General features: G+C 63.4%; 21 protein-coding genes and 2 pseudogenes. 14 read left to right on the top strand and 9 right to left on the bottom strand.

What is annotated here, in order from left to right; all coding sequences use genetic code 11:
* The first annotated feature begins 129 nt into the window (after positions 1-129).
* The 10 genes and pseudogenes from DDF70_RS18530 (at position 130) to DDF70_RS18575 (ending at position 9,528) form a co-directional block, all read left to right on the top strand.
* Positions 130-1,335, top strand: a complete 1,206-nt coding sequence (locus tag DDF70_RS18530; protein WP_114946336.1) for an ABC transporter substrate-binding protein — start codon at positions 130-132, stop codon at positions 1,333-1,335.
* A gap of 74 nt (positions 1,336-1,409) precedes the next feature.
* Complete coding sequence (locus DDF70_RS18535; RefSeq protein ID WP_114946337.1) at positions 1,410-2,264, top strand: branched-chain amino acid ABC transporter permease; 855 nt, start codon at positions 1,410-1,412, stop codon at positions 2,262-2,264.
* Positions 2,265-2,275: 11 nt separating this feature from the next.
* Positions 2,276-3,271 (top strand): branched-chain amino acid ABC transporter permease, encoded by a 996-nt coding sequence (locus DDF70_RS18540; protein WP_205772447.1) that lies wholly within the window; start codon positions 2,276-2,278, stop codon positions 3,269-3,271.
* Positions 3,268-4,041, top strand: coding sequence for an ABC transporter ATP-binding protein (locus tag DDF70_RS18545; RefSeq protein WP_114946339.1), 774 nt, complete (start codon positions 3,268-3,270; stop codon positions 4,039-4,041). The genes DDF70_RS18540 and DDF70_RS18545 overlap by 4 nt, the downstream gene beginning before the upstream one ends.
* The gene (locus DDF70_RS18550) at positions 4,038-4,748 is read left to right on the top strand and encodes an ABC transporter ATP-binding protein (protein WP_114946340.1); all 711 of its coding nucleotides are present in this window, start codon (positions 4,038-4,040) and stop codon (positions 4,746-4,748) included. Before DDF70_RS18545 ends, DDF70_RS18550 begins: the two co-directional genes overlap by 4 nt.
* Positions 4,749-4,769: 21 nt before the next feature.
* The gene (locus DDF70_RS18555; RefSeq protein WP_114946341.1) at positions 4,770-6,023 is read left to right on the top strand and encodes a M20 family metallo-hydrolase; all 1,254 of its coding nucleotides are present in this window, start codon (positions 4,770-4,772) and stop codon (positions 6,021-6,023) included.
* Positions 6,024-6,096: 73 nt separating this feature from the next.
* Positions 6,097-7,599 (top strand): M81 family metallopeptidase, encoded by a 1,503-nt coding sequence (locus tag DDF70_RS18560; RefSeq protein WP_114946342.1) that lies wholly within the window; start codon positions 6,097-6,099, stop codon positions 7,597-7,599.
* On the top strand, positions 7,596-8,375 hold the full coding sequence (locus tag DDF70_RS18565; protein ID WP_114946343.1) for a FadR/GntR family transcriptional regulator: 780 nt from the start codon (positions 7,596-7,598) through the stop codon (positions 8,373-8,375). Before DDF70_RS18560 ends, DDF70_RS18565 begins: the two co-directional genes overlap by 4 nt.
* Positions 8,376-8,460: 85 nt before the next feature.
* Positions 8,461-8,796 carry an Lrp/AsnC family transcriptional regulator gene (locus DDF70_RS18570; protein ID WP_114946344.1) on the top strand — a complete coding sequence of 112 codons (336 nt, stop codon included), beginning with the start codon at positions 8,461-8,463 and terminating at the stop codon, positions 8,794-8,796.
* A 24-nt stretch (positions 8,797-8,820) separates the two neighbouring features.
* Positions 8,821-9,528: pseudogene (locus DDF70_RS18575) on the top strand (IS6 family transposase).
* A gap of 97 nt (positions 9,529-9,625) precedes the next feature.
* Here DDF70_RS18575 and DDF70_RS18580 read toward each other — a convergent pair.
* The 9 genes from DDF70_RS18580 to DDF70_RS18620 all read right to left on the bottom strand — a co-directional run bounded on the left by DDF70_RS18580 (position 9,626) and on the right by DDF70_RS18620 (position 22,425).
* Positions 9,626-11,185 carry a hydantoinase/oxoprolinase N-terminal domain-containing protein gene (locus DDF70_RS18580; RefSeq protein WP_114946345.1) on the bottom strand — a complete coding sequence of 520 codons (1,560 nt, stop codon included), beginning with the start codon at positions 11,183-11,185 and terminating at the stop codon, positions 9,626-9,628.
* A complete protein-coding gene (locus DDF70_RS18585; protein WP_114946346.1) occupies positions 11,185-12,267 on the bottom strand; it encodes an S-methyl thiohydantoin desulfurase family protein in 1,083 nt (360 codons plus the stop codon). Before DDF70_RS18585 ends, DDF70_RS18580 begins: the two co-directional genes overlap by 1 nt.
* 73 nt (positions 12,268-12,340) lie before the next feature.
* Positions 12,341-13,177, bottom strand: coding sequence for an ATP-binding cassette domain-containing protein (locus DDF70_RS18590; protein ID WP_114946347.1), 837 nt, complete (start codon positions 13,175-13,177; stop codon positions 12,341-12,343).
* Entirely contained in the window at positions 13,174-14,202 is a 1,029-nt protein-coding gene (locus DDF70_RS18595; RefSeq protein ID WP_114946348.1) for an ABC transporter ATP-binding protein, read from the bottom strand. The genes DDF70_RS18590 and DDF70_RS18595 overlap by 4 nt, the downstream gene beginning before the upstream one ends.
* 8 nt (positions 14,203-14,210) lie before the next feature.
* Positions 14,211-15,107: an ABC transporter permease gene (locus tag DDF70_RS18600; RefSeq protein WP_114946349.1), complete on the bottom strand. Its 897-nt coding sequence runs from the start codon at positions 15,105-15,107 to the stop codon at positions 14,211-14,213.
* Positions 15,104-16,111 (bottom strand): ABC transporter permease, encoded by a 1,008-nt coding sequence (locus DDF70_RS18605; RefSeq protein ID WP_114946350.1) that lies wholly within the window; start codon positions 16,109-16,111, stop codon positions 15,104-15,106. Before DDF70_RS18605 ends, DDF70_RS18600 begins: the two co-directional genes overlap by 4 nt.
* Before the next feature lie 60 nt (positions 16,112-16,171).
* Positions 16,172-17,731: an ABC transporter substrate-binding protein gene (locus DDF70_RS18610; RefSeq protein WP_114946351.1), complete on the bottom strand. Its 1,560-nt coding sequence runs from the start codon at positions 17,729-17,731 to the stop codon at positions 16,172-16,174.
* Positions 17,732-17,782: 51 nt separating this feature from the next.
* The gene (locus DDF70_RS18615; RefSeq protein WP_114946352.1) at positions 17,783-21,646 is read right to left on the bottom strand and encodes a hydantoinase B/oxoprolinase family protein; all 3,864 of its coding nucleotides are present in this window, start codon (positions 21,644-21,646) and stop codon (positions 17,783-17,785) included.
* Positions 21,647-21,657: 11 nt separating this feature from the next.
* Positions 21,658-22,425, bottom strand: coding sequence for an IclR family transcriptional regulator (locus DDF70_RS18620; RefSeq protein WP_114946353.1), 768 nt, complete (start codon positions 22,423-22,425; stop codon positions 21,658-21,660).
* Between the two features lie 188 nt (positions 22,426-22,613).
* On the opposite strand from DDF70_RS18620, the gene DDF70_RS18625 reads away from it, so the two are divergent.
* The 4 genes and pseudogenes from DDF70_RS18625 (at position 22,614) to DDF70_RS18645 (ending at position 26,138) form a co-directional block, all read left to right on the top strand.
* A complete protein-coding gene (locus DDF70_RS18625) occupies positions 22,614-23,720 on the top strand; it encodes a M20 family metallopeptidase (protein WP_245435552.1) in 1,107 nt (368 codons plus the stop codon).
* A gap of 200 nt (positions 23,721-23,920) precedes the next feature.
* Positions 23,921-24,214, top strand: a pseudogene (locus DDF70_RS18630) (IS110 family transposase); the annotation flags it as partial.
* 232 nt (positions 24,215-24,446) lie between these two features.
* A complete protein-coding gene (locus tag DDF70_RS18635; RefSeq protein ID WP_114946364.1) occupies positions 24,447-25,145 on the top strand; it encodes an IS6 family transposase in 699 nt (232 codons plus the stop codon).
* A gap of 198 nt (positions 25,146-25,343) precedes the next feature.
* The gene (locus DDF70_RS18645; RefSeq protein ID WP_114946354.1) at positions 25,344-26,138 is read left to right on the top strand and encodes an ABC transporter permease; all 795 of its coding nucleotides are present in this window, start codon (positions 25,344-25,346) and stop codon (positions 26,136-26,138) included.
* Positions 26,139-26,256: the final 118 nt, after the last annotated feature.

Consider the following 26,256-nt stretch of genomic DNA (forward strand, 5'->3'; position numbering starts at 1 on the left):
GACATACTCGACCCCGATGTCCTGCTAACGCCCGGCAACCCGTAGTGGTCAGCCCAGCGCCCCTTGACAGGCTCATTTCTATGATAATTATTCGTATAAATAGAACAAATAACCAGCCCAGAGGTAGCTATGCTCAACCGCCGTGATCTGCTGAAACTCTCATCCGTTGCCGCAAGCTCGCTGCTCCTCCCTGCGGGGCTCCGGCCAGCCTTCGCTGCCAGCGAGGACATCACCATAGGCGCGCCGCTTCCAATGTCGGGGCCCTTCGCTGCCAATGGTAAGTTTGGCTCCATGGGTACCGCAATGATTGTTGAGGAGGTCGGCAAGGTCCTAGACCGTAAGCTGAGCTATCTCGAGATCGACACGGAAGGAAAGCCGGCTACAGCCGTCCGCAAGGTTCAGGAGGCGATGGAGCGCGGAGTGACGCTGTTCTCCGGCGGTATCCTGTCGTCCGAGGCCCTCGCCATGGGCAAGGAAGTCGCGAAAGGGAAGGGGGTCTTCATCACCACAGCAGGCGCCGATGAGATCACCGGCTCGGAGTGCAACAAGAGCACGTTTCGGTGGAGCGTGCCGACATTCGGCGCAATCGAGCAGACCGTGCGTCCGCTCATCGAGCAGCTTCCCAACGCGAAGCGCTGGTACACGATCACGCCGCAATACGTCTTCGGCGATGGTCTGCTCAACGCCGCGAAAGCGATCTTCAAGGAGAAGGGGATCGAGCATGTCGGCAACAGCTATCACTCGCTCACCGAGAAGGAGTTCAGCGGCTATCTGACCAACGCCATGGCGGCCAAGCCCGATGCTCTCCTCATCCTTAATTTTGGCTCCCAGTCTTCTGATACTCTTCGTCAGGCCGTCAGTTTCGGCATGAAGAAGCGCATGACTATCCTGCTGGCCTGGGCGTCGGGGCTCGAGCAGTTCGAGGCCCTCGGCCCCGATCTGATGGAGGGCGTTTACTTTGGGGCTCAGTACTGGCACGGCATCGACTCGCCGTTCAACCGCGAGTTGGTCGCCAAGGTGCAGGCCAAGCACAAGATGAATCCGAACTACGCCTTCGCCAGTGCCTATCTGACCACGAAGATCCTGATCGACGCGGCCGCGAAAGCGGGAAGCGCGGACGGCCCGGCGGTCACCCAGGCCATGGAGGGCATGAAGTACGCCGGCCTTACGGGCGACGAGGAGATCCGCGCGGCCGACCACCAGGTGATCAAGAACTATTATCTGCTCAAGGGAAAGGCCAAGAGCGCCATGAAGGACAAGGACGACTACGCCGACATCATCAGCTTCGGCAAGTCGTTCCAGTCTCCGGAACAGGCGCAGTGCAAGATGGCCTGATCATCGGCGGGGACGGCACGCGGCCGTCCCCTTTCTTTTGCGACCATTGATTGGCTCCAACATCGGGTGCCCGCGTGATTTATCTGTTTCAGGTGGTGAACGGCATCGGCCTGGGAATGCTCTACTTCCTGCTCGCGGTGGGGTTGAGCATCATCTTCGGGCTGCTTCATTTCGTGAATTTCGCCCACGGCGCATTTTATCTTCTGGGCGCCTATCTCGTGTACGACATGACCGAGCGCGGCCTGAATTTCTGGGCGGCGCTCCTTGTGGCGCCGATCATCGTCGGGGGGCTCGCGGCTCTGACGGAATCTGTCCTGCTGCGACGCATCTATCACCTGCCGCACACGTTCCACATCCTCGTGACGGTCGGGCTCGCCCTGATGGTGCAGGAACTCGTCATCATCCTGTGGGGGCCGGTGGGCGGCAACGTCTCGACCCCGGACGCGCTCAGCGGCGTCGTCATTCTAGGCGATTTTATCTATCCGCAATATCGCCTTTTCGTCATCGGTCTGACCCTCGTGCTTGCCATCGGCCTCTGGTGGCTCCTGGAGGGCACGCGGCTCGGCGCCGTGGTGCGCGCGGGCTCGGAATCGACCGACATGGTCTCGCTGCTCGGCATCGACATCCTGCGGGTGAACACGGCCGTCTTCGCGCTGGGCGCGGGCCTCGCGGGCCTCGCCGGAGCGCTCGCGGCGCCGATCCGCGGCGTCGAGCCCTTCATGGGCGTCGAGGCGCTGGGCATTGCCTTCGTGGTCGTCGTCATCGGCGGCATGGGCAGCTACACCGGCGCGCTCATCGCGGGTCTCCTGGTGGGAATCGTGCAGAGCGTCATGACGACGCTCTGGCCCGAGGGCGCCCGCCTGATGATCTATCTCGGCATGGGTCTCGTCATCCTGACGATGCCGCGCGGCCTGCTCGGCCGGGCATGAGAGGCGTCATCATGAACCGCGCTTCTCTGCATTTTATTCTCGCCGCCCTCGTCGCCGTCGCGCTCCCGCTCTTCATGCGGTCCGGCACGCTCGCGTCCGAGGTGCTGATCTTCGCCATGGCGGCGGCCGCCTGCAATCTCCTCCTCGGCTATACGGGCCTTCTGTCCTTCGGCCAGGGAATCTTCTTCGGGCTCGGAAGCTACGCGACCGGCCTGACCCTGCTGCACACCTCGCTCCCGCTCGGTGTGGCGCTCGTTCTCGCGGCGATTGCAGGAGCCGTCATCGCCACGGGTGTCGGCTGGCTCTCGATCCGCCGGCAGGGCGTCTACTTCGTCATGCTGACGCTCACCTTCTCCCAGTTCTTCTACTTCCTCGCCTACACGTTCAAGGACGTCACGGGCGGCGACAACGGCCTGCTCAACATTCCCCGGCCCGCCGTCGGACCCTTCTCTTTAGGGGATTCGTGGTCCTACTACGCCTTCGTGGCGGTGCTCTTCCTCGTCGTCTTCGCGGCCCTGCAGCGGGTCGCGAGCTCCACCTTCGGGCGCACCCTACTGGCGGTTCGCGACAACGAGGAACGCGCGCGCGCCATCGGTTTCCCGGTCCGCGACTTCAAGATCGCGGCCTTTGCCATTTCCGGCGCGGTGACGGGGCTTGCTGGCGCGCTTCATGCCCTCCTTATCGGCGTCGCGCCCCTGTCGAACATCGAATACCACATGAGTGAGAGCATCCTAATCATGACGATCATCGGCGGCAGCGGAAACCTGTTCGCCTCCGTGCTCGGAGCCGGGTTATACGTGATCGTGTCGGATCTGCTCTCGTCGATCTGGCCGCGCTGGCTTCTCCTTCTCGGCGGACTTCTCATCGTGGTGGCGCTCTTCATGCAGAAGGGACTATGGGGTCTCCTCGAACGCCTAGTGGAGGCTCTGGCCATGGGCCGCAAGTCTTCCACCAAGTCTTCCATCGAACCTCCCATCCAGCCGGAATCCGAGGGGAGGGGCATATGAGCACCCAGACGCCGATTCTTGCGGCCGAAAAACTCGGCGTCCGCTACGGCAGCTTCCTCGCCCTCTCGGACGTCACCCTGTCGATTAAGTCCAACACAGTTCATTCCGTGATCGGCCCGAACGGCGCGGGAAAGACCACCCTGTTCCATGCCCTCACTGGCCGGGTGCGAGCATCAAGCGGGCGGATCGCTCTCGACGGGCGGGACATCACCCATGTATCCGACGACAAGAGGGTGCCTCTGGGCATCGCGCGCTCCTTCCAGGTGACGAGCCTATTCCAGAACCTGAGCGTTCGCGAGAACCTGCGCCTGGCGGCTCAGGGGCGCACGCCTCTGCAGGCGCTCGCACCCTGGCGCGGAGTCGATCCGCGTGACCAAGCGCTCGCCGTCGCGGACGAAGTCATGGCGCGCCTGGAGCTGACCCATGTGTCAGACAGAGCGGCGGGCGAACTCTCACATGGGCAGCAGCGGCGGCTCGAAGTCGGCATGGCGGTCGCCGCGAAGCCGCGGCTGATCCTGCTCGACGAACCGACATCCGGAATGGGCATCGACGACGTCGAGGCGATGAAGGCCCTGATCCGCGATCTGGGCCGTGACCACACGGTGCTCTTCATCGAGCACAACATGGGCATCGTCATGAACATCAGCGACACCGTAACGGTCATGCGTGCGGGGCGCGTGCTGGTAGAGGGGCCGCCCGCCGTGGTGCGAGACGATCCGGAAGTGCGGCGCGCCTATCTCGGCAATATGATCACGGGTGATCTCGCATGACCACGGCATTGCTCGAAATCGAAAACGTGCATGGCTATTACGGCAAGAGCCATATCCTTCAGGGCGTGACCCTCGAGGTGCGGGCCGGCGAGGTCGTGACGCTGCTCGGCCGGAACGGGGCCGGGAAGACCTCGACCCTGAAGAGCATCAGCGGCCTGCTCGCGCCGAGCGCCGGGCGCGTGCGCTTCGCCGGATCGGATGTCACAGGATGGCGTCCTCACAAAATCGCTCAGCGTGGCCTCGCCCTCGTGCCCGAAAACCGCGGCATCTTCGGACTGCTCAGCGTCGAGGAGAACCTGCGCATCGCGGAGCGCAAGGGCTCGCCCTGGTCGCTGAAGGACGTGTACAGGATCTTCCCGCGCCTCGAAGAGCGCCGCCGCAACGGCGGCGGCCAGCTCTCCGGCGGCGAGCAGCAGATGCTGTCGATTGCCCGCGCCCTTCTCAACGCGCCGAAGCTCCTGATGCTGGACGAGCCCGTCGAAGGACTGGCTCCCGTGATCGTTGACGAGATCGTCGACCAGATCAAGAAGATCCGCGCGACCGGTGTCCCGATCCTGCTCGTCGAGCAGAACCTCGCCGTCTGCACTGAGCTCGCCGATCGCCATTACATCCTGGAACTCGGCCGGGTCGTCTATCAGGGCACGCATGACGAGTTCGCGGCCGATGAGGCCACGAAGGACCGCTATCTGGGCGTGAAGGCCCACTGACCCCGCGTTTTGGTAAAGCAAATGATTCCCAATCTGCAAATCAATCCCCAGCGTCTCTGGGACAGCTTGATGGACACCGCCAAGATCGGCGGAACGGCAAAGGGAGGCGTGTCGCGCCTGACCCTGACCGACGCCGACAGGCGGGTGCGCGACTGGCTGAAAAGTGAATGCGAGAGGCTCGGATGCACCGTGACGGTCGACGAGGTCGGCAACATGTTCGCCGTTCGCCCCGGCCGGCGCTCCGATCTTCCGCCCATCGCGATCGGCAGTCATCTCGACACGCAGCCCACGGGCGGAAAGTTCGACGGGATCCTCGGCGTGCTCGGCGGCCTGGAGGTCCTCAAGACCTTGCAGGATTCCGGCTATGAGACGAACGCGCCTCTCATGCTGGTGAACTGGACCAACGAGGAGGGATCGCGCTTCGCGCCCGCGATGCTCGGATCCGGTGTCTATGCGGGCGTCTTCGATCGGGCCTATGCGGACAGCCGGGAAGATCGTCAGGGCGTCACCTTCGGCGAGGCCATTGAGGCGATCGGCTATCGGGGAGAAGCCAAGGCCGGATCGATCACGTTCGGAGCGATGTTCGAGCTGCATATCGAGCAGGGACCCATCCTCGAACAGGAGGAGAAGGTCATCGGAATCGTCCAAGGCGTCCAGGGCATGCGCTGGTACGAGGTCTCCGTCACCGGGCGAGAGGCGCATACAGGCTCGACCCCGATGCCCATGCGGCGCGACGCCCTCGTGGGCGCGGCGCGGCTCATCGACCGGATCGAGGCCATCGCGCTGGAGCACGCGCCTTCCGCCGTGGGCTCCGTCGGGCTGATCGAGGTGCAGCCCAATTCGCGAAACGTCGTGCCGGGACATGTGTTCTTCACGGTGGATTTCCGTCATCCCGACGACGCCGTCCTCGACGTGATGGAGCAGAAGCTCCTCGCCGCGATCGACGAGATGGCCGGCAAGGGAAACCTCGGCGTGGAATCCAAGAAGGTCTGGGAATCGCCGGCCGTCAGGTTCGATGCCGATTGCCTTGCATCCGTGAAGAAGAGCGCGCAGGCGGCCCGATATCCGGTGCGCGACATGATCTCGGGCGCGGGTCACGATGCCGCCTACGTCGCCCGCGTCGCACCGACCGCCATGATCTTCGTGCCCTGTGCGGGCGGGCTGAGCCACAACGAGGAAGAAAGTACGTCCTTCGAGGAATGCGCGGCGGGAGCGCAGGTGCTCCTCGGCTCCGTTCTCGACTACGACGGGCGCGGGATGGAACGCCTGAACTGACACGCGTCCTTCAAGAATCCCGATACAAAAAACGTACCGGCGCTGGGCAGCGCCTTCACAAGGATAGACCGGCATGCGCTTCGTCGTCGCCCGCATGAATCACGAAACCAATACGTTCTCGCCGGTGCCGACGCCGCTCGCATCGTTCAATCCCCGCTGGGACGAGGATGCCCTGCAGGCCGGCGCAGGCTCCCGCACGGCCATGGGAGCTTTCCTGGCTTTTGCGGAAGCGCGCGGCGCGGAGGTGGTGACGCCGGTCTTCGCTACCGCCAATCCGAGCGGCCCCGTGGCGGACGAGGCTTTCGAGGCCATGGCGGCGGCCATCGTCGCGGCTGTCCGGAACGGATGTGACGCCATTCTTCTCGATCTTCACGGTGCGATGGTGACGGAGAGTTTTGACGACGGGGAGGGCGAACTTCTCGCGCGCGTTCGCGCCGTCGCGCTGGATGTGCCGCTTGGCGTCGCCCTCGATCTTCATGGCAACATCACCGAACGCATGGTCGCCAATGCCGACGTGCTGGTCGGCTTCAAGACCTATCCCCATGTGGACATGCATGAGACCGGCGCCCATGTAGCTCGGCTCGTGGGGCGCATGCTCGACGAGCGGCTCGCGCCGAAGCGCGCGTGGTGCCATCCGCCGCAACTGGCCCATACGTTGAAGATGAATACCGGCGTCCCCAGCGCCATGCAGGATGTGATCGCGGCGGCACGAAAGGCGGAGGAGCGGCCCGGCGTGCTCGCGGCCAGTGTCTTCGGCGGCTTTCCCATCGCCGACATTCCAGAGGCCGGCGTGTCGGTGATCACGGTCGCGGAATCCGCGGATCTCGCGGCGGAGGTCGCCCGCGACATTGGCGGGCTTCTGTGGGAGCGTCGCGCCGAGTTCGTGTATCGTGAGGAGCCGCTTCAGCAATCGATCGCGGAGGGGCGCGCCGCCGGCGAGGGAGCCGGGCAGGGCCCCGTGCTCCTGCTCGACCATGGCGACAACTGCATGTCGGGCGGCACCTGCGACACCATGGACGTGCTCAGCGAGGCGCTGACGCAAGGGCTCGACGGTATTATCGTGGGTCCGATCTGCGATCCGGAAGCCGTGGCGGCCATGATGGCGGCGGGCGTCGGCGCGCGGATCGAGATCGGAATCGGCAACCGCGTGGCCATGCCCCGCATCGGCATCTCCAAAGATCCGCTGCGGCTTGAAGGCGTGGTGCGCGTCCTGGGCGACGGGGAATACACGATCAGTGGGCCGACCTATACGGGCATGCGCTGCTTCATGGGGCGGGCCGCCGTGCTGGATACCGGCCGGGCACAGGTGCTCGTCACCGAGCTGCCTCACGAGCCGTGGGACCTTGCGGTGTTCACGAGCGTCGGTCTCGATCCCTGTGCGTGCCGGTACCTGATCCTGAAATCGCGCATGTATTGCCGCCCCGTTTTCGAGCCCATCGCGAGGGCGGTCGTCGAATGTGCGAGCCGTGGGGTGACCAGCTCGGACTATGAGTTATTCCGTTTCGAAAAGCTTGCCCGTCCGATATATCCTCTCCAGGACGATATCCCGTGGAGACCTGAGGCGGTTCGGCTATGACCAACGACAAGGAAGGTGGTCCGGCCCCCGGGCGCGGACGGATGCAGCGCACGAAGCTCTCTGACCAGATCGCCGAGGACCTGAGGCGCTGGATCGCGCGGGAGGGCCTGAAGCCGGGCGACCGGCTGCCTAACGAGAAGACGCTGATGCAGCATTACGGCTGCGCGAAGGGTACTCTTCGCGAGGCCCTGAAGGCCCTTGAGGTGCAGGGACTCGTGAAGATGCAGACCGGCCCGAACGGCGGCGCCGAGATCCAGCCCGTGTCCATCGACGCGGCGATGCAGCAGCTGCGCAGCTACCTTCATTTTCAGGTACTGGATTTCGAGCAGATCTACGTGCTCCGGCGCAGCCTCGAAGTGTCTCTGGCGGAGAGCGTCGTCGGCCGCCTGACGGAGGATCAGCTTCAGCGGCTGGAGACAAATATCGAGCAATGCGTCGAAGCCCGCGACAGCGGCGACCGGGTCGCGGGCCGTCGGCTCGAGATCGAATTCCACGATATTCTCTGCGAGAGCTGCGATAATCCTCTGCTCGCCTTCATCTGTCGCTTCCTCAACGGGCTCCTGCGCGATCTCGTCGAATTCCGCAGCGACCGTTACGACGAGCACGAGGCTTTCGGCCAGCACAACGTGACAAGCCACCGCGATCTCGTGGCGGCCTTCCGCGCCAAGAATCGCCGCGCCGTCAGCCGGATCATGCGCGAGCACATGTGCTGCGCGGAAACCTTCATGCAGCGCCTCGATGCATCCTTCCGCTCCGATCGTTTAAGTACAGCTTAAGAGCAAGCGCTTTGCACAGGCATTTGAGCTGTGCGATGCCGCCACTGCATTGCAGTCGTTCAACGCTACCGACTTTTGAGCCGCCATGGACGGGATAGACCAGCACATCATCAACATCCTCCGGGCCGACGGGCGCACCACGAACGCCGATCTGGCCGAGAAGGTCGGGCTGTCTCCCTCTGCGTGCCTGCGTCGAGTGCGGCTTCTCGAGGAGAGCGGGACGATCCGCGGATATTCGGCCCTCATCAACGACCGGGCTGCAGCACCCGAGACGGTCGTGATCGTCCAGATCACCTTGGAGCGGCAGACGGACGAGTATCTCAGGCGGTTCGAGAAGGCTGCCTGCCAATGTCCCGACATCCGGGAGTGCTATCTGATGACCGGAACGTCGGACGGCATCGTCAACTTAACCGAAGAGTGACCTGGATCGGGCTATTTGTGCGGCATGGAATCGACCCGTGCCCCTCGTTACGCCCGCCACCGCTTTCCGGCCGAAGTGATCAGCTAAGCCGTCTGGCTGTACTTCCGGTTTCCGCTCAGCCTGCGCATGGTCGAGGAGATGCTCGCCGCCCGAGGTATCGGGGTGAGCTATGAGACGGTGCGGCAGTGGGCGCTCAAGTTCGGCCAAGGCTTTGCCAACCAGATCCGCCGCCGTCTTCCGGCAGCTGGGGATAAATGGCACCTTGATGAGGTGGTGATCACCATCGCGGGCCGGAAGCACTGGCTCTGGCGAGCCGTCGACCAGCATGGGGTCGTGCTCGACATCCTGGTCCAGAGCCGGCGCAACGCCAAGGCAGCCAAGCGATTGCTGCGCAAGCTGCTCAAGAAGCACGGCATCGCACCGCGCGTGGTGATCACGGACAAGCTGGCCAGCTATGCCGCCGCGAAGAGGGTGGTCATGCCAGGAGTGGAGCATCGGCAGCATAAAGGCTTGAACAATCGAGCGGAGAACTCTCATCAGCCGACCCGACGACGCGAGCGCATCATGAAGCGCTTCAAATCAGCCAGGCAGGCGCAGCGCTTCCTCTCAGTCCACGATCAGGTCGCGAACCTCTTCCGCCGTCCTGCCAACACCAACGCTGCCGCTCATCGCACGTCCCGAGCTCAGGCCTTCCGGGTCTGGGCCGAGGTAACCGGCATCGCGAGCACCTGATCTGACGCTCCTGAGGGGGTAGACCCGTCTCATGTCGTTAAGTTGACGATGCCCTCTGGCGTATTCGCCGAGCCGATTGGCCTGGAGGCAGAGCATCCTATGCAGTATTGCTTGCTCGCTCGCCAGCCGCCACATCACCGACGCAGCGAACCCTGACTCGGCGGGCATTACCCGGAAGATAAGCGATCGGGATGTCTTCAGTGTCGATCACGGCAAGAGTCGAGCGGTCGGCGCCCGCAGCCTCGGCGCGATTGGCGGCCAAGCGCTCGGCAGCCGCGATCGCCTCCTCCCGCGTCATGTCCCGGAAGACCTGATCGACCTCACCGGAAACCTGCGCGATGGCCGCGCCGACGGCGTTGGCGCAGTCACCATGAGGCACACGCACAACCTGGGACACGCCCTCGAGCCCGTTGGGGATGAGGAAAGCTCCGCCTCCGACAGCCAGGAGGACGATGTCGCCAGCCTCCGTCTTCATGCGATCGACGCTCTCCTCGACCATGGTGCGGATGTGGTCGAGAATGCGCAGGCAGGTCGGCTGGTCGATGTGGGTTACCTTGTCGCGATCGCCGATCCCGAGAATGCCGGCCGCAATGCCGATATCGCTGGTGGTGAGTTGGTTGCCCCCGAAGGCGAGCGCATCGCTGGTAAGGCGATAGCCGACGGAAAGCGGCCCTACTGAAAGGGGATCGAGTGAAACATGGCTGCCGCCGCCGAGGCCGATCGAAAGAAGGTCCGGCATGCGGAAGAGGGTCCGAACCCCTCCCACCTTCACGACCGCATTGGCCTCCCGGGGAAATCCGTGCTTGATCTGGCCCACGTCCGTCGTGGTCCCGCCAACGTCGGCCACAATCGCGTCCTGGATTCCGGACAGGTAGGCCGCGCCTCTCATCGAGTTCGTAGCGCCAGAAGCGAAGGAATAGACCGGAAGGCGCATGGCCTGTGCGGCCTCGACCACCGTTCCGTCGTTCTGAGTGATGTAGAGCGGTGCCGAGATGCCCGAACTCGCGATGGCCTTTTCAAACGCCGTGATGGTCTCCCGCGCCAGGTCGGCAAGGGCGGCGTTCAGCAGAGCCGCATTCTCCCGCTCAAGGAGGCCAATGCGGCCGAGATCGGACGAGCAGGTGATCGCCACATCTGGAATCTCTTCGGCCATGATGGCGGCGGCTTCACGCTCGTGGCTGGGATCCAGCGGCGAGAAGGTCGACGATATCGCGACCGAGCGGATACCCTGGGCCCGCATCTCGCGGGCTGCACTCCGAACGGCTGCGGTGTCGAGCAGCATGAAGGGACGTCCGTCGTATTCATGGCCGCCTTCCACCATTGTGACGGTTCCCCTGACGACTTCGGCGAGATCCTCCGGCCAATCGCAGAAAGGAGGCAGGGTCGCCGAGGCGGGAAGTCCGATCCTCAGCGCGCCGATCTTCGTGAGCCAGCGCCGCTGCACGACCGCGTTGATGAAGTGCGTCGTGCCGATCATCACGGCATCGAGCATCTTCCCCTCGAGGACGCCCGTCGCTGTCAGGCGGCCCAATGCATCGAGAATGCCACTCGTCACATCCGGGGTGGTGGGAGCCTTCACGGCGCCGCGCACCTGTCCGTCCTCGATCAGAACGGCATCCGTGTTGGTGCCGCCAACGTCAATTCCAATGCGTCTCATCAGGCGAATACCGATTTGTAGGGGAGGTCATAACCAAAGGCGCGCGGCCCCACGTGCTCGAGCCCCTTCGGCGTGGTGAAGACGGCGGGCGGAGGCAGGGCCAGGATGGTGACGCGCTGTCCGTAACGGATCGTCTCGGTGCCGATCGCCTCGCCGGCGACGCTGTCGAGCACGCAGATGAGATCGGGCGACGTGGCCATCGCCTCCCCATCCTGCCAGGCGACGATCCATTCGTTCTGAAAGTCGAGCACGACCTCTGCGCCGCGATCTTCGTCCAAGCCGGAGATCGTCGCGCGTCCGCGGAGGAAGCCCTCCGTCGTGCGGCGCTCGACATCCGTGACTTTGCCGCGGAAAAGGACCTTGCCGGGTTCGACCGACAGAATGGCCTCGATCGGGTCGTGGTGGCGGGCCTGAGCTGCGCGAACTGCATGGCCGATCGCAATGGCCTTGGAGGTCGTAAGCGGAATCCCCCAGTCCTTGACCTCGCGGCCTGTTCGCGGGGCCTTGCAGGTCGCCGCGATGGAACCGTATTCGACGCAGATCTTGCGGCTGACCCGCTCCATCCACTTCCAAGTCGGCACCTTTTCGACGATCGCCTCGACGCCGCGGCAATCGACGATGGTAAGCGGATAGGGCCGTAGATCCCCCACCGCGGCGGATGTCATTTGTGCCTCCGGGTACGCGCGGCCCATCAGGTCGGCGTCCACGACCGGAATGTTGAGGTGCGCCGCCGCCATGAGAGGCTGGACGCCATTGCCGCCGCCGATCTCCAGGGCCATCACGGCCCTGAACGCGACGCCCCGGTGCTCCTCCATGAGAGTCACGGCGCGCGGGATCATGCGGCTGTCGGTCAGTCGCTCCTGTCCGACAAGGGGAGCCCCCATGTTCGAGACGACGGCTACCCAGTCGTCGTCGCCCAAGGCCTCGGGAGGCATGAGCTGGACGCGATGCCCCTCGGCGTAGAGGCGGCGCATGTTCAGTAGCCCTAGGTAGGGACTGCCGCCGCCGCCGGTGCCTAGGATCCACGCGCCGACGGCAAGGGCCTCGATGTCGTCGAGGGACAGAACGGGAAAATCTTTCATGCAGGAGATCCACTGAGGTCCGGCAAAGCGCCGGAAAGGGAGAACACCGATAGGTCAGAACGGAGCTGCACCATCAGAGTGATGCGGTCATGGCCGCAGGCTTCCTGAAAGGGGACAAATCCGGATCGGGCTCGGGCATGGCGGAAAGGAGCAAGCGGGCATAGTCGCTCTCCGGAGCCTCGAAGATGCGCTCCGTCTCGCCCTGCTCGACGATTTCCCCACGGTAGATCAGGGCGACGCGGTCGCAGACGTACCGGATCACCCCGAGATCGTGGCTGATGAAGAAATAGGTCAGTCCCAGCTTGGACTGTAGCTCGTGCAGGAGATTAAGAACCTGCGCCTGGACAGAGACATCGAGGGCAGACGTCGGCTCGTCGAGGATCAGGAATTCAGGACCCACGGCCAGGGCGCGGGCGATGCCGATGCGCTGGCGCTGGCCACCCGAGAATTCGTGCGGAAAGCGGAAGAGATGCTGCCCGCCGAGACCGACGAGTTCGAGCAACTCCACGACACGCTCTGTCCGCAGGCGCGCATTGAGCCTTAGGGTGTCTTGATGGATTTCCATCGGCTCGCCGATGATATCATGTACCGTCATCCTCGGGTTGAGGGACGCATAGGGATCCTGAAAGACGATCTGGATGCGCGACCTCAGACGGCGAAGATCGCGCGCCGACAGGCTAGCGAGGTCGACCCCGTCGAATAGAATGCGGCCGGAGGTCATCTGGTCGAGCTGCAGAATCAGGCGGGTGAGGGTGGTCTTGCCCGACCCTGACTCGCCAACAAGCCCGAAGCTCTCGCCCTTAGCAACCGATAGGCTGACATCCTTGAGGGCTGTAAAGTGATCGACGCGCGCAAGGAGGCCATGCGAGATCTTGAATTTCTTCGTCACGTTTTCGATGCGCAGGATCATGCGGCGGCGCTCGCGTGTGTTTCGGCCAGAACACAGGCCACTTCGTGGTGCTCCGCGACGGCGATCGAGGGAGGGAAGGCTACCGTGCAGCGCTGCTGCGCGAACTGGCAGCGCGGTGCAAACCTGCATCCCGGCGGCGGCGAAAGAAGGTTCGGCACCGAGCCCGGCAGTCCCTGCAATTCGCCGCGTTTCATCTTCGCGGTCGGGACAGAGGCGAGGAGACCGGCCGTATAGGGGTGGGTAGGCTTCTTGAAGACCTCTTCAACCGAGCCGGATTCGATGATGTTGCCGGCATACATCACGGCGACGTGGCTGCAGATCTGCGCCACCACGCCAAGGTTGTGCGTAATGAGCAGGACCCCGAGCCGATGCTCCTGCACGAGATCGTAGAGAAGGCGGAGGATCTGCGCCTGGACCGAGACATCCAGGGCCGTTGTGGGCTCGTCCGCAATCAGGAGATCGGGGCGGCCGATCAGGGCCATGGCGATCAGCACGCGCTGGCGCATGCCGCCGGAGAACTGATGCGGATAATCATCGATTCGCTCGCGCGCCTTCGGTATGCCCACCTTGTCGAGCATTTCGATGGCAAGCCTCCGGGCTGCCTTCTTGCGCTCGCTGCGTGATGCCTTGGCGTCGACGCCAAGGATCGACGGCTCGAGCGCCCCGGCGTGCAGGGCGACGTCAACGATCTGGTCGCCGATGCGAAAGGCCGGATTGAGGTTCGTCGTCGGGTCCTGGAAGATCATCCCGATCCGCCGGCCCCGAAGCGACTGCATCTCGGCTTCGGATGCCGTGAGAAGCTCATGCCCCTCGAAGCGGATGGAGCCTGCCATGTAGCGGGCGGGCGGGGTCGCGACGAGGCGGGAAATCGACAGGCCCGTCAGCGACTTGCCGCAGCCCGTCTCGCCCACGACGCCCCAGATCTCGCCACGCTCGACCGTGAGATTAATGCCGTTCAGGACATGCGCCTCGCCTTCGAAGCTGCGCATCCCGAGATGAAGATTGCGAATTTCCAGAAGTGACATGGGATCCCTCAGCGACGTGCCTTCGGATCGAACACGTCCCGCAGGCCGTCTCCGAGAAGATTGAAGCCGAATACGGCCAGGAAGATTGCCAGCCCCGGGAAGATCGCCGTCCACCAGTAATCCGGCATGTAGGTTCTCGCGATCGAAAGGAGCGAACCCCATTCCGGAGTCGGCGGCTTCACGCCAATCCCGATGAAGCCGAGGGAAGCGACCGTCAGGATGGCAAAGCCCATGTCGAGCGACATCTTGATGATGACCGGGGTCATGATGTTGGGCAGGATATGCCGGCGCAGAATCCGGCCCGTTCCGGCGCCGAGCGCCCGCGCCGCTTGGACGAACATCTCCTCCTTCTTGGCTATGACCTCGCCGCGCACGAGACGCGCATAGCCCGGCCACCAGGAGATGGAGATCGCGATGATCATGTTGACTAAGCCAGGCCCCAGCGCAGCGGCGACCGCCATTGCGAGGATCAGGGACGGGACCGTCAGCTTGAGGTCCGCGAGGCGCATCAGAACCTCGTCCGTCCAGCCGCCGAAGTAGCCCGCGATGGCGCCTACGATCGTTCCCACGAGGGCTCCCACAATCACAACGGCAAGACCCGCCAGCAGAGAGATCTGCGAACCAGCAATGACGAGCGAGAATACGTCCTGGCCAAGTTCGTTCGTGCCGAACCAATGCGTGGAGGACGGCGGCTCGAACCGGGCGGAGGTCGCGACGCCTCCGGCTACGTGCTCGGGATAGGGCACGATGGAAGGACCGATCACCGCGATGACGAACAGCGTCAGCACGATCAGGAGGCCGGTGATGGACAGCCAGCTGTTGCGGAACCGGTAGAAACCCCGCCTGGCGTTTTCCCACCGTGACCAGGTGGCGCTTGCCGGTGCTTTTTCGACTAACGTCGTCATTCGTAGCGGACCTTCGGGTTGAGGACGCCATAGAGGAGGTCGACGATCAGGTTCGACACGATGAAGATCACGCCGATCACCATCGTGACTCCGATCACCGGCATGAAGTCCTGCGTTACGATCGCCTTCGTGGCGTAGAGGCCAAGGCCAGGCCAATCGAAGACCGTCTCGACCAGAACGGTGCCCCCGAGCAGCCAGCCCACATAGAGCCCGATCACGGTTAGCGTCGCCGACATGGCGTTTCGTAGGACGTACTTGAACAGGATGAGGCGGCTTGAGAGCCCCAGGGCGCGCTCGGTCATGACGTAATCCTGCTGCAGGACCTCGATGGTCGAGGCGCGCATCATGCGCGTGATGGTCGCGAGCGGCGACAGGCACATGGCGAAGGCGGGCAGGGCGAGGTATTGGAGCGCGATGCCGAAGGCTCTCAGGTCGCCCGCAATGAGTGAATCAATGGTCAGGAAGCCGGTGACGAGGGCAGGAGGGTCCTCGGTCAGGGGGAAGCGGCCTCCGAGCGGCAGCCAGCCAAGCCACATTGCAAAACCGATCTGCAGCAGCAATCCCAGGAAGAAGCGCGGCATGGAAATCGCGCCGAGAGATACGACGCGGGATAGGTAGTCGGGCCAGCGGTTGCGGTAGACCGCCGCCACGAGTCCCGCCGGGATGCCAATTGCCACCGCAAGGAGCATGGCGGCGAAAACAAGTTCCAGCGTCGCGGGCAGGTAGGCCTTCAGGTCCTCCAGGACGGGACGGCGCGTGAAGATCGACTCACCCCAGTCACCGGTCAGAAGGCCGGTGGCATAGTTCCAGTACTGGACCGGAAGCGGCTTATCGAGGCCGAATTCCCGGGCTAGGTCCGCGATCTCGGCGGCCGAGGCGTTCGGCCCGGCGGCGAGTTGGATCGGATCGCCCGGCAGGAGGCGCGCGATGGCGAAGACGAGCAGGGACAGGCCGACGAGGACCGGGATGATCAGGACGATGCGCCTCAGGATGTAAGTCAGCATTCCCGCCGTATCTTTCTTCAAGAGGAACGTGCGGCGCCGTCCGACGCCGCACGCATGTCATCAGCGAAGCGAGAGAGGGAACAGTTCGATCGCGTTCGACGCCACCGGCGTGAAGCGGAAGTTCTGCACCTCCGAGCGAAGCGCGAGCTTGCGGTTCTCCAGAACGCCGAAGATGTCCGGCGCATCGTCGATAACCACCTGTTGGAACTCTTTATAGAGAGCCTTGCGCTTCTCCTCGTCGGTCTCGGCGCGGGCGCGCATGATCAGGTCGTCCACCTTCGGGTTGGAGTATACCGGGTTCTGCCAGTTTCCATTCCGGGACGAGTGGTAGGCCGCGAAGGCGATGTTATCCGGATCGCCGTAATTCGCCGTCTGATAGACGCAGAAGAAGTCCGGCGTTGTCTCGGGCGAGCGGGTGAGGCCGACCATGTCGGGCCAGATCATCGGCTTGACGTCGAGCTCAATATTCAGCTGCTTCAGGTTGTCGAGCAGGACCAGCGACCAGCGGCGCTGCTGCTCCAGACCCGACACATGGGCGATGGTGAGCTTGATGCCGCCGTTCGGGTACTTGGATTTGGACAGGTACTCCTTGGCCTTCTCCATGTTCGTGCGATAGACCTCCAGCGAAGGATCATGGCCGAAGATCCCATCCGGCAGGGGGCCCGTCATGAGCTTGGCATAGCCACCCGAGTCCAGCATGGCCTGGTAGTTGAAGGCGTACGAGATCGCCTTGCGCAGGTTCACGTCCGCCAAGGGGCCGTGCTCGGTGTTCATCTTGATGCTGAAGGTCCGGTATTCCGGCTCGATCACGGACACCACGTTCGGCCGGCCCTTGATCGCGTCCATGTCCTCGCTCGTGAGGTCGACGGCGATATGGGCCTCGCCACGCTGCAGCATGAGGCGCTGCGAGGAGGTCTCGCGGGTGATCTTCCAGATCGCGCCGGTGAGATTTCCGCCACCCTGCTTCCAGCCGTTGGCGACACGCTCGAGTTCGTAGAGGTTGCCGGGCTCGGCGCGGCGGACGCGGAACGCACCTGAGCCAGCGATGTTGGAGCGCAGGTACGTCTGGCCGTCGTCGGAGCCCTTGTTGGCCTCCACTTCCTTCGGGTTGACGACCCACACCCAGGGGAGAACCTGCAGGAAGGCCACGAACGGCTTGACGAGCTTGACCCGGACGGTCTGCGCATCGACCGGCTGTACGCTTTTCTCGTCGACGATGCCGGCGATCATCCAGGCATTGCCCTTGTTGAGGCGAAGGAGGCGATTGAACGAGTATTGCACTGCCTCCGCCGTGACGGGCGAGCCGTCGCTGAATTTCGCGGCTGGGTCCAGCTTGAACACGTATTCCGTGCCGTCAGGCGACACGGTCCAGGACGCCGCAAGGTGGGGAACCGGCTTCGGTGGGTTGCCCTCGACCCGCACGAGCGAGTCGTAGGTGTTGCGCAGGAGCATGCTGGCCGAATAGCCGGTCGCGATGTGCGGATCGAAGTTTGGAATGTCCTGGTTGCTCGCGATGATGAGGATCTTGCGCGATTGCGCGTCGGCCGGTCCGCCCAGCGCCATGGATGCGAACGACGCGGCTCCCACGGCGATGACATTTCGTCTCGTAAGATTGATCATAGGGTGTCCTCTGGTTTGTCTGTCTTCCCCTGCCTTGATGCAAGCCTGATCCTAGACGGTCAGGCCCGCCTCTTCCGGCGTTTCCTGCGCGACCGATGGCCGCGAAGCCTCACTCTCGAACCCATAGTCCCGTGCCGCTCCCTCGGGCGTCACCAGGCCAAGTCGCAAGTCCTGTTCGATGGCTGCCCGGGAGCGCTTGCGCGGGTCGCCGTATCCTGCACCGCCGGCGAGGGTGATTTCCACGATTTCGTCGGTGCGGGTTACCTGCACGAGGTCGCCGGTCCCGCAATCGTGAAGGACACGGCCCGACGGATCGACGATGCGGCCCCGCGCCTCGCCGCCGGCTTGGCCGCCGAAGAGGCCCAGGGCGGGGTTCTCGACCCCTTCAGGATAGATCGAGAAGAGCGTCGGAAGTCCATCGTCCTCGAGCTTGCGCACGCGCACGCGCTGGCCGAGACCGCCGCGATGACGTCCCGGACCGCCTGAATCGGGCAGGTAGGCTTTCTCGGTCACCAGAACCGGCACACGCGCCTCGAACAATTCGATCGAGGTATTCGCCGCCGAGGTCGGCCACAGCAGACCGGACTTGCCATCGCCGTGCGCTGAAGCGCCTTGTCCGCCGCCCGTGAACAGAAGATCTGAATAAGTTTTGCCGTTCCGGTCCTGCCCGTAAACGTTCGCGGCGATCGGCAGGCCGGTGAAGGACTGGACCTTATCCGGGGCCGCTTGGGCAAGGGCGCGGAAGATGTTCGGTGCGAGATACCAGCCGGTGCGCGTCCGCAGGTTCACGGCTGCGGGGCGGCGGCAGTTCAGGATCGATCCTTCCGGAGCCTTGACCGTGAATGCGCGGTAGCATCCCGCATTGCCGCGGACGTTGGGCGTCAGCATGCATTTCAGCGGATAGGTCGCGTGAGCGGCCGTGTAGTTCAGGGTCGAGTTCAGTCCGCCCTGCGCCAGTTGTGGAGGAGCGCCCTCGAAGTCGAGCTCGATCTCGCTGCCCGAAACCGTCAGCTTAAGCGGATAGCGCATCGGCTCACCGAGCGGATTGTTCCACACTTCGGCTGAGTAGATGCCGTCCGGGATAGCCGCGATCGCATCGCGCATGGCCTTCTCCGAGCGGCTCTGCACGACCGTGGCAAGCGCCCGCACGTCGTTCATGCCGTAATCCGCCATGAAGGCCACAAGCCGCTCCGCCCCGATGGCGTTCGCCGCGACGAAGGAATGCAGGTCGCCCAGCACCTGCTCGGGGTTGCGCACGTTCTCGGCGAAGAGCCGGAACAGCGTTTCGTTCGGCCGCCCCTCCTCGAACAGCTTCATCGGCGGGATCTGGAACCCTTCCTCATAGATCTCGCGGGCGCGCAACGAGTCGCGAGTGCCGCCGATATCGGACACGTGGCCGACGGTCCCCATAAGCCCGACGACTTGGCCCTCCCGGAAGACCGGCGTGACCACCGCGATGTCGAAGAGGTGTCCGGCGCAGAGCCATGGGTCGTTCGTGATCAGCACGTCGCCGGGCTTGAGCGTCTCGGCCGGGTAGCGGGCGAGCAGCGCCTTGACCGCACGGGGCAGGGTGAGGTTGAAGACCGGCATCGCGCGCGGCGAGTGCGCGAGGGTCTCGCCATTGGGATCGAGAAGCTCGCAGGCGAAGTCCTGCGATTCCGAGATCACGAGCGAGAAGGCAGTCCGGCAGACCGTCAGCCACATCTCCTCGACGACGTTGACGAGCCGGCTCCACATGATCTCCAGCGCGATGGGATCCGCCTCGATCCGGGCGACCGCCTCCCGGAGCGGCAGGTCGGCCGGGATCATGGCCATGCCGGCGCTGACCTGACCGACCGTGATACGCAGGTTCAGGCTGCCGTCCACGGTCAGGCTGTCGGGGGGTGCGATCACCGTGGTCGCCTCTCGCTCCTCGATGATGGCCGGACCCTGGATCGAGTCGCCGGGGGACAGGGCGTAGCGGTCATAGACGGGGGTCTCGACATAGCCGCCTTCGAACCAGGCGCGACGATATCCCTTGATCGGCCTCTCGCGGTCGCCACCGCCGGTGGCGCCCTTCAGGGAGAGTTTCGGCGCGGGAGCGACGCAGCGGACCCGGAAGTTGATGGCCTCTGTGCGGGCCCCCTCATAGACCGAGGTGTAGCGGGCCTCATAGGCCTTGGAAAAGGCACTCTGGATGATATCGAGGCGGCTGCCGTCGATCCGTCCTGCCGGCAACTCGACCGCAATGTCGTGCATCTGCCCCACAAGCCGCATATCGGCGAAGCGCTCAACCGTGATGGAGGCCGGCGCCACGCCGGCTTCGATCAGGCGTTTGCGGCCCTCGGCCTCAAGTTCCGCCAGGACGGCATTGGTGGTCGTCCCGTCGAAGCCTTCGGAGAACTCGACCGGGTGAGACCGAACGAGCTCGAACGAGAGGGGCGCCGCCAGGAAGCCGAGGGCGGAGGCTGCGCCCGAGGCAGGCGGGATGATGACCTCGCGCACGCCGAGCGCCCGCGCGACATCGGTCGCATGGGCCGGACCCGCGCCTCCAAATCCGACCATCGCGTAGTTGCGGGGATCCTTGCCCTTCTCGACCAGGTGAACGCGGGCGGCGGCGGCCATGCTCTCCACGACGACCTTGTGGATGCCCCAGGCCGCTTCCGGCACGGAGAGGCTAAGCGGGTCGGCGACCGTTGCGATGGCGCGTTCCGACGCGCCGATATCGAGCGACATGCGCCCGCCGAGGAAGAAGCCCGGATCGTAGTATCCGAGGATGAGGTTCGCGTCTGTAACGGTCGGCTTGGTGCCGCCCATCCCATAGCAGGCCGGGCCCGGGTCGGAGCCGGCGGAATGCGGCCCCACCTTGAGGAGACCGACTTCGTCGATGGCTGCGATGGAACCGCCGCCGGCGCCGATCTCGATCATGTCGATCACGGGGGCCTTGATCGGCAGGCCGGAGCCCTTGGTGAAGCGGTGAACGCGCCCGGCCTCAAGCATCGGGGCGATCTCGGTCCGCCCGCCTTCGATCATGCACGCCTTCGCCGTCGTGCCGCCCATGTCGAAGGAGATCACATCCTCCTTGCCGGCGAGGGAACCGAACAGGGCAGTGGCCAGGCCGCCGCCTGCAGGACCCGACTCGAGCAGGCGGATCGGGAAAGCGCGCGCCGTCTCCGGCGAGACGAGACCACCGGCCGAGTGCATGAGGCGCAGAGCCCCCCGGAAGCCCCGGCTCGACAGCTCGCGCTCAAGTCGCTTCAGGTACCGGTCCATGAGCGGTTGGACATAGGCATTGGCACAGGTCGTGACGCAGCGCTGGTATTCCCAGAGTTCGGCGACGACCTCCGACGACAGGGATACGGCGAGTTCGGGGAATTCCGTCCGGGCGATTTCGCCGACGATCCGCTCGTGTTCCGGATTGCGGTAAGCGTTGAGGAAGCAGACGGCAACGGCTTCGACGCCGGCGTCCAGCAGAACCTGAAGTGCGCGGCAGACGGTGTCCCGGTCAAGGGCGGTGACGATCTGGCCGTCACGGTCGATGCGCTCTGGGATCTCGAGCCGCAGCTCACGGGACACGAAGGGCTGCGGATAGCCGAGGAAGAGATCGTAGATGTCGTAGCGCTGTTCCGTCCCCATCTCGAGGATGTCGCGGAAGCCCTGCGTCGTCAGCAGGCCGAGCTTGGCCCCTTTACGTTCGATGACCGCATTCGTCACCAGGGTCGTGCCGTGCACGATCTCATGAATCTCGGCGAGACCGATCTCGGCCATAGCAACGAGTTCCTCAAGTCCCGCAAGCGCCGCAACGGAGGGATCGTGAGGGGTCGTCAGCCGCTTGTGGAGGCGGACCGTTTCTTCATTGCCGTCGTACAGAATGAAGTCGGTGAAGGTGCCTCCAATGTCGAAGCCGATCCGCCAGCGGGTTCCGGGTTGCGTCATCACAATCTCTTTCAATGGGTTCTGGTGTTGTAATTGAGGCCGTCACCAAGGATCGCCGCGATATGCTTGGCCCCTGCCAGGAGGCCATTGATGATCGCGTCGCGTTCGTCCTGAGTAATCGTTGAAGATGGAAAGGTGACGCAGAGGCTGACGGCCTCGCGGGTTTCGGGGTCGCCGACCGCCACCGCGATCGCGGCGACGCCTCGGTTGGCTTCATCATTGGATTCGGCAAAGCCCTCCTGACGCACCTTCGCCAGACGCGTCAGCAACTCCTCGACGCTCTGGGGTGCGTTCGAGGAAGGGGGCATAGGAAGCTTAGGATAGAGAGCCATCACCTCCTCGTCGCTGAGCCGGGCGAGGAGCGTGCGTCCGGTTGCGCTTGCGAAGGCCGCGAGGCGCCGCCCGATTGGCGTCGCAACGCGCAGGACATGCGAACCAGGGTGATAGGTCAGTCCGACGACGTCGTGCCCAGCCCGGATACTGACATAGCTGGAATGCCCGACCTGTGCCGAGACGGCCTTCACGACCTCGTCCGCCCGGGCAACCAGAGAGGAGGCGCGCCGATAGACGTTGCCAACCTCGAATAGCATGAGGCCGGGACGATAGCGCTTCGTCTCTCCGACACTCTCGATGAGACCAGCGTCTCGCATGGCGCGCAGCAGGCGGGAAACGGTGCTCTTCGGCGCCGGAAGAAGCGCCGAGACATCCGTCACCGTCAGCTCGGTGCGTTCTTCCGAAAAGCATCGGAGGACCGCCGCTACACTTGCCAAGGTTGTCACATCACTGGTCCATATGTTCCAGAATTTGCAACTCGTGTTCCGCAATTTGGAATTATCACTAGCCTTCCCTTACCGAACATGCAAGCCTCGAAGTTGTGCAATCCGAACTGCAAAATGGGGATTCAATGGGCAGCATGACCGAAGGGGAAAACAGGGTCACCGAATGGCTCCGGGAACAAAGAGACGCCATGGTCTCGCTCCTCGGGGAGCTGGTGAACATCGACTCGGGAACCTACGACAAGGCAGGCGTCGATGCCGCCGGAGAACCGCTCCGCCGGTTTTTCGAGGCGGCTGGGCTCCAGGTCGAGGTCCTGCCTGAATCTACTTTTGGAGATGCCATCCGGGCGACGCTGCCGCACGAAACGGCCAATGACCAGCGACCGATCGTGCTCATGGGGCATCGTGACACGGTCTTTCCAAAGGGGGAGGCTGGCCGGCGGCCGTTCAGGGTCGAAAATGGCCGTGCTTATGGTCCGGGCGTGGCCGACATGAAATCGGGTCTCGTTATGAATGCCTTCGTGATCGCCGCCCTTGCAAGGTTCGGTGGCCATCCGGCGCCGGTCGTAGCGCTCGTCACAAGCGATGAGGAGATCGCCTCGCCATCCTCCCGGCCTCTCATTGAGACGCAAGCCAGAATGTCGCGGGCGGTCTTCAATGCCGAACCCAGCCGGGCGCCGAACGTCATTGTGAGCGGTCGCAAGGGCGGCGTCTTCATGAGCTTCGACGTGTACGGAAAGGCGGCCCATTCCGGAGCCCATTATGAGCGCGGGGTCTCGGCTATCGAGGAGTTGTCGCGAAAGGTGCTCGCCCTTCACCGACTGACCGATCTTGACCGCGGCATCACCGTCAATGTCGGGCTGATCGGTGGCGGGCAGACGGTCAATACGATTGCGCCTCATGCTCGCGGCGAGATCGACCTGCGCTACGTCCGCAGCGAGGATCGCGCTGCAATGATCGATGCTATCCGCGAGGTCGTGGAAAACTGCTCCCTCCCGGGTACGACGGCCCAGCTCACGATCAAGGGCGAGTTCCTCCCCTTGGAGGAGACGGCTGAGAGCCGCACGCTATTCGAGATCTATCGACAGGCGGGGAGGGACCTCGGATTTGATGTCGAGGCCGAGTTCACTGGCGGCTGCGCCGATTCCGGCCTTACGGCGGGGCAAGGCTGTCCCACCCTTTGCAGCATTGGACCGGTCGGCGACGGCGGGCACACGTCGGACGAATATGTGCTCGTCGACAGCCTGGTTCCCTGCGCTCAGGCTCTAGCTCTTTCGGTCATGCGCCTGCGCTCCTGAGCCTCGCGGATGAAACGGCATTATAAGTAACTTTCGGCTGTGCACAGCCCGGGAGTACCGCTCAGCAAAGGTCCGGCTCTGGCACTCCTGAGACGTAAGACCGTATGTCCGCCTGTGTTGAGGAAGTGGCTCGCCCTACTCTGCGCCTCCGAGGGTTGCTCGGGTGGGCCGAGCCGATCCTCACCGCAGGAGGACGAGCCATGGGACAGCCTACGGAAGTTTTCGTCGGAATCGATGCCGCCAAAGCGCGCAATGCCGTTGCGGTCGCTGATGGCGAACGGGGCGGTGAGGTTCGCTATCTGGGGGAGATCAATGCCTCCGCGGAGAGCATGCGGCGCTTCGTGAAGCGGCTGGCGTCCAAGTATGATCGGGTTCACTTCTGCTATGAGGCCGACCCGACCGGCTATGGCCTGCACCGGCTCATCACCAGCCTTGGCCATCCCTGCACGGTGGTGGCGCCCTCGCTTATGCCACGCAAACCCGGTGATCGGATGGCACCGTTGCAGTAACTTGGAAACGGCATAACGGACCCAGTTTAACGGGCCGCTCAGGCAGCAAGACCGAAGAGCTGACTGACGAGACGAATTTCGCTTGTCGCTCGACATCCCCGCTTGTTGTAATGACCGCGGCGGATCATGCGCATGATCTCAAAACCCGGGATCTGTCGCAAGAATTTGTTTCAGAGTTTCAGATACTCTGCCGGAAGTCTTATTGGCGGAGGGCGGGGTGTTCAAGGGCAGGCATTTTGATCGATCCGTGATCCTGCTCTGCATCCGGTGGTATTTGGCTTATAACCTCAGCCTCAGGAACTTAGAGGAGATGATGACAGAGCGCGGCATCTCCGTCGACCACGCGACCATCCACAGATGGGTCATTCGCTACTCACCCGAATTGCTGAAGCGCTTCAATTTATGCAAGCGATCCGTCACTGGCAAGTGGCACATCGATGAGACTTACATCAAGGTGCGCGGGCAGTGGCGATATCTCTACCGCGCAATCGACAGCAACGGTGACACGGTCGAGTTCTGGTTCAGCGAACGGCGCAACCTGGCGGCCGCCAAGCGGTTCCTGCGCAAGGCTCTCAATCGGCATGGCCGGCCCGAGAGGATCGTCATCGACGGCAGCCAAACCAATCGGGAAGCCATCATGTCGTGTGATGCCGTGAGCCGGCTGCAGGATCGGTCAAGGCGCAAGCTGAAGCCGATCCGGATCCGGCGAAGTGCCTACCTGAACAATCGCATCGAACAGGATCATCGAGCCATTAAGAGGCGAGTGCGTCCAATGCTTGGGTTCAAGGCGATGAATAGCGCTCGTGTGATCCTGAGCGGCATTGAGATGATCCACATGATGCGCAAGCAGCAGGCGATCTTCGCCCGGAATCCGCAGCCCTCACTCGCCGAGCAGTTTGAGAGGCTTGCTGCCTGAAGCCAAGGCGATGCCCAAACGATTCTCTCGCATCCGTTCCAGATTTGCGACACAGCCCTTGGGTGTGCTTGTGATCAATGCAATGCAGAATTTCCAGATTCCCTTGCTCTGGAGCGCTGTTCTCCTGGCGGTCCTGGTGTCTCTGACCCTGTTTGGCCTGCTTGGTCTTTTACAACACTATGTGGCGCGCCGCTTCCGATGAATGAACTCCAGCCAATCGCAACCAAGGGTATCCGCGGCAAAGCCGTCGGGAAGCTTTTGACATCCCTGCAGAGCCTGTGGGGTGTTCTGGCAATTGTCCTCCTCTGGGAACTCTGGGTTAACCTCTCCCAGCTGAATACAATCGTGATGCCACGCCCGCTGGATGTAGTCTCTGACATTGCCTCGGCGCCTGGCGTCTACTTCGCAAGCACGGCGCAAACCCTGTTACTTGCAGTGGCGGGTTTAACCTTTGGTATGATCATTGGAACTGCCCTCGCAATACTGACGTGGCTATCCCGGATTCTGGCGGGGCTTTTAACACCATTGGGATTGATTTTCGCCTCAGTCCCTGTTGTCGCCCTCATCCCGGTCCTTGCGCGCATCTTCGGCTATGATATCCGAACCGTGCTCGCGATTGTCGTGATCATCTCGTTCTTCCCGGCATTTGTGTTCACATCTGCAGGTTTGCGGGCACTGCCGCCAGGAAGTGATGATCTCTTTCGGGTTCTTGGGACCCCTACCATTCGGCGCCTCTGGTTTCTGGCTATTCCGGCAGCTGTTCCGGAATGGGCGGTGGCGCTACGCCTTGCTGCTGCCAACAGCATCCTGGCTGCAATGGTTGCAGAGTTTCTGATGGGGACCAGTGGGTTAGGACATCTTTTCCACGCTGCTCGAGCAGACCTCGATATGAGCCGTGCGCTGGGCGCAAGTGCTATTGCAACCGTGATCTCGGTCGTATCTTTCCTTGCTGCTTCGGGGCTTGAGAAAAGAGTGCGCCAGCACTGGAGCTGAGCCTGACGATTAGCAGCTTCCTGTGGCACTGTCAGGCCTTAGGTCTTGGCCTCCAGGAATGTACAGATACCGTGATGTACACGAGAGGCAGGGAGGGGCACTGCCACCTGGCAAGCTT

The sequence above is a fragment of the Microvirga calopogonii genome, from assembly GCF_003347665.1.
Classification (GTDB): domain Bacteria; phylum Pseudomonadota; class Alphaproteobacteria; order Rhizobiales; family Beijerinckiaceae; genus Microvirga; species Microvirga calopogonii.

Excerpts from the sequence above, each read along its gene's own strand:
- DDF70_RS18585 (WP_114946346.1), bottom strand. The coding sequence starts at position 12,267 with ATGAAAGATTTTCCCGTTCTGTCCCTCGACGACATCGAGGCCCTTGCC.
- DDF70_RS18570 (WP_114946344.1), top strand. The coding sequence starts at position 8,461 with ATGGACGGGATAGACCAGCACATCATCAACATCCTCCGGGCCGACGGG.
- DDF70_RS18565 (WP_114946343.1), top strand. The coding sequence starts at position 7,596 with ATGACCAACGACAAGGAAGGTGGTCCGGCCCCCGGGCGCGGACGGATG.
- DDF70_RS18605 (WP_114946350.1), bottom strand. The coding sequence starts at position 16,111 with ATGCTGACTTACATCCTGAGGCGCATCGTCCTGATCATCCCGGTCCTC.
- DDF70_RS18580 (WP_114946345.1), bottom strand. The coding sequence starts at position 11,185 with ATGAGACGCATTGGAATTGACGTTGGCGGCACCAACACGGATGCCGTT.
- DDF70_RS18590 (WP_114946347.1), bottom strand. The coding sequence starts at position 13,177 with ATGATCCTGCGCATCGAAAACGTGACGAAGAAATTCAAGATCTCGCAT.
- DDF70_RS18540 (WP_205772447.1), top strand. The coding sequence starts at position 2,276 with ATGAACCGCGCTTCTCTGCATTTTATTCTCGCCGCCCTCGTCGCCGTC.
- DDF70_RS18545 (WP_114946339.1), top strand. The coding sequence starts at position 3,268 with ATGAGCACCCAGACGCCGATTCTTGCGGCCGAAAAACTCGGCGTCCGC.
- DDF70_RS18615 (WP_114946352.1), bottom strand. The coding sequence starts at position 21,646 with ATGACGCAACCCGGAACCCGCTGGCGGATCGGCTTCGACATTGGAGGC.
- DDF70_RS18610 (WP_114946351.1), bottom strand. The coding sequence starts at position 17,731 with ATGATCAATCTTACGAGACGAAATGTCATCGCCGTGGGAGCCGCGTCG.
- DDF70_RS18530 (WP_114946336.1), top strand. The coding sequence starts at position 130 with ATGCTCAACCGCCGTGATCTGCTGAAACTCTCATCCGTTGCCGCAAGC.
- DDF70_RS18560 (WP_114946342.1), top strand. The coding sequence starts at position 6,097 with ATGCGCTTCGTCGTCGCCCGCATGAATCACGAAACCAATACGTTCTCG.
- DDF70_RS18595 (WP_114946348.1), bottom strand. The coding sequence starts at position 14,202 with ATGTCACTTCTGGAAATTCGCAATCTTCATCTCGGGATGCGCAGCTTC.
- DDF70_RS18625 (WP_245435552.1), top strand. The coding sequence starts at position 22,614 with ATGGTCTCGCTCCTCGGGGAGCTGGTGAACATCGACTCGGGAACCTAC.
- DDF70_RS18600 (WP_114946349.1), bottom strand. The coding sequence starts at position 15,107 with ATGACGACGTTAGTCGAAAAAGCACCGGCAAGCGCCACCTGGTCACGG.
- DDF70_RS18550 (WP_114946340.1), top strand. The coding sequence starts at position 4,038 with ATGACCACGGCATTGCTCGAAATCGAAAACGTGCATGGCTATTACGGC.
- DDF70_RS18555 (WP_114946341.1), top strand. The coding sequence starts at position 4,770 with ATGATTCCCAATCTGCAAATCAATCCCCAGCGTCTCTGGGACAGCTTG.
- DDF70_RS18645 (WP_114946354.1), top strand. The coding sequence starts at position 25,344 with ATGAATGAACTCCAGCCAATCGCAACCAAGGGTATCCGCGGCAAAGCC.